Raw genomic sequence first — 2497 nt, forward strand, 5'->3', positions numbered from 1 at the left:
CTGACCCTCGGCGTGGTCGCCACCCGCTGGAACGCCGAAGTGGTCGAGCCGCTGCTGGAGCGGGCCCTGGCCGCGGCCGAGGAGTGCGGCGTGGTCGGGCCCACGGTCGTGCGGGTGGCCGGTGCCGTGGAGGTCCCCGTGGTCGCCCAGGAGCTGGCCCGCGCCCACGACGCCGTCGTGGCGCTGGGCGCGGTCGTCCGCGGCGGCACCCCGCACTTCGACTACGTGTGCCAGTCCCTCACCCACGGGCTGACCGAGGTGGCGCTGCGCACCGGGGTCCCCGTCGGCAACGGCGTGCTGACCTGTGACACCCTGGAGCAGGCGCTCGACCGCGCGGGCCTGCCCGGCAGCCGCGAGGACAAGGGGTGGGAGGCCGCCGTCGCGGCCCTGGACACCGCCCTGGTCCTGCGCGGACTGCGGGTCGGCGAGGCGCGGACGGCCTGAGCCGCGAGGAGAGGAAGGGAGAGCGGGCGTGCCCGGGCAGGACGGGGGAGGCGAGGAAGCGGTGAACGGTTCGGGGCAGCGGACTCCGCGGGCGTTGCCGGTGACCTTCCGGCCGCGCAACATCCGCCTCGTCGCCTACGGCCTCACCGCGCTCGTCATGGCCACCATGGCGGTCCTCGCGGTGATCCTGCCGCGGGACTGGGGGGTCCAGGACCGCCTCTCCCTCCTGCTGCTGGGCGCGGTGATCGGGGGCGGGCTGCACTTCCTGGCGCGCCCCCGGCTGGTGCTGACCGAGGAGCGCGTGACGGTGGTCAACTCCGTGCGCACCCACGTGCTGGTCTGGCCGGAGATCATCGACGCGCGCATGCCGGTGGGGGAGCCCTGGCCCAGTATCGACCTGGCGGACGGCTCCACGCTGGCGGTGATGGCGATCCAGAGCAGCGACGGCGAGCTGGCCCGCAGCAACCTGGAGGAGTTCCGGCGCCACCTGCGCGAACGCGGCGAGGCCGCGGAACCGGACGGGCACTGAGGCGCGGCCGGGCGCCGTCGGCCGCCCGGCAGGAACGTCAGAATTCTTCGCTTTCTGGTGGAAACAGGTCAAAAAGCGGCCAAAATGGAGAACCTTCCGTAGCGTGCGCGCGTCCCAGGGTTATGGGCGCCAAGCACTGGGGAAGGAAGTACCGACATCAGGACCGGATCGACCGGACGGTCACCGCGCTGCTGTGGCTGACCGTCGTCGCCCTGGCGCTGGCCTCGCTCCTCACCTGAGCGGGACCGGCCGACCTCCGGACCGCGGGCGCGCCGCTCCCGCACGGCGTGCCGCGGTCACCCCGGGGTGGAGGTGATCCCGAAGGACGACTCGGTGCTCTGCCCCGGTTCCAGCACGATCAGGTCGGTGCCGGTGACGAACGCGTTGGGCGGGCAGGTCATCGGCTCCACCGCCAGGTGCCGGCGGCGCTCGGGGCCCGGGTAGTCGGCGGAGAACACCTGCAACCACCCGTAGCTGCTGTCGGCCCACAGCCCCACCTCGGCCTGCCCGGCGCTCAGCACTGTCCAGGAGCGGCCCTCCCCGTCGACGCTCAGGTCGGTGAAGGCGGTGTCCAGGACGGTCGCCCCCACCCGGCGGGGGGTGCGGAAGTCGTACTCGGTGTCCGCCACGGAGCGGACCGCTCCGGAGGGGATCATCCGGATGTCGACGGGGAGCCACCCGGAGGCCGGAAGCCGCAGCGTAGTCTCGTCCACCGGCAGGCCCAGGGTGAGGTAGTTGTGGCTGCCGTGGCCGTAGGGCGCGGGCCGGTCCCCCGTGTTGCGCGCCCCGACCCGCACGCTCAGCCCGAGCACGGGGTCGAGCGCGTAGTCGACCCGCAGCTCCAGCCGGAACGGGTAGCCGGGAGCGCCCTCGAAGGCGAGGTCGAACCGGACCGACTCGGCGGCGACCTGGCTCGGCTGCCACGGCAGGGAGCTGGTCAGGCCGTGGATCGCGTTGTCGAGCTCGGGTTCGGTGATCTCCAACTGGTACTCGGTTCCGGCGAAGGTGTACCGCCCGCGGTCGATCCGGTTCGGCCACGGGATGAGGAGCTGTCCCTGCGCGTACTGCGGGCGCCCCTCGGGGTACCCCCAGACGAGGTCCCGCTCGTCCCAGCTCAGCGTACGCAGCGCAGCACCGAGCGGGTCGACTGTGGCTCGGTACTTCCCCGCCTCCAGAGTGATGGCGAGAGGTGAACCCCCGGTCATTTTCTGCCACCGTTCTACGTTTGTGGGGTTGACAGACCGTTTGCGAATATAACCCTTTTCCGCTTCCCGGAAACCGACGCGACGGGGGGAGGAACGTCACTCTGCGTTGGTGACCTGGCTCGTTTCGTTTCCAAGAATTTGGTTAGTTTTCGGTGAAAGTTTCCGGGCGGAAAGGCGCGTCGGGGTCAGCCGGTCAGCATCGCGTAGGGGATCAGGACCCCCATGAACAGGAAGAACAGTCCGTGCGCGAGGACCCTGACCGCCACCAGGACGCTGCCGGCCGCCGCCAGGCGGTAGGCGACCAGCCGGGTGCGCGCCC

General features: G+C 71.6%; 3 protein-coding genes. 2 read left to right on the plus strand and 1 reads right to left on the minus strand.

Annotated features, from left to right (window positions below):
* Window positions 1-444, plus strand: a 444-nt coding sequence (gene ribH, locus AC529_RS12965) for a 6,7-dimethyl-8-ribityllumazine synthase (protein ID WP_232306725.1), incomplete at its 5' end; no start/stop codon positions are given.
* A gap of 28 nt (window positions 445-472) precedes the next feature.
* Window positions 473-973: a PH domain-containing protein gene (locus tag AC529_RS12970; RefSeq protein WP_068757030.1), complete on the plus strand. Its 501-nt coding sequence runs from the start codon at window positions 473-475 to the stop codon at window positions 971-973.
* Window positions 974-1269: 296 nt separating this feature from the next.
* On the opposite strand, the gene AC529_RS12975 is transcribed toward AC529_RS12970, so the two are convergent.
* Entirely contained in the window at window positions 1270-2178 is a 909-nt protein-coding gene (locus AC529_RS12975) for an aldose 1-epimerase family protein (protein ID WP_068757032.1), read from the minus strand.
* Window positions 2179-2497: the final 319 nt, after the last annotated feature.

It is taken from the genome of Thermobifida cellulosilytica TB100 (assembly GCF_001517975.1).
GTDB lineage: Bacteria > Actinomycetota > Actinomycetes > Streptosporangiales > Streptosporangiaceae > Thermobifida > Thermobifida cellulosilytica.

What these genes read in the sequence shown, in the direction of transcription:
- AC529_RS12975 (WP_068757032.1), bottom strand. Translation starts at nt 2,178, where the DNA reads ATGACCGGGGGTTCACCTCTCGCCATCACTCTGGAGGCGGGGAAGTAC.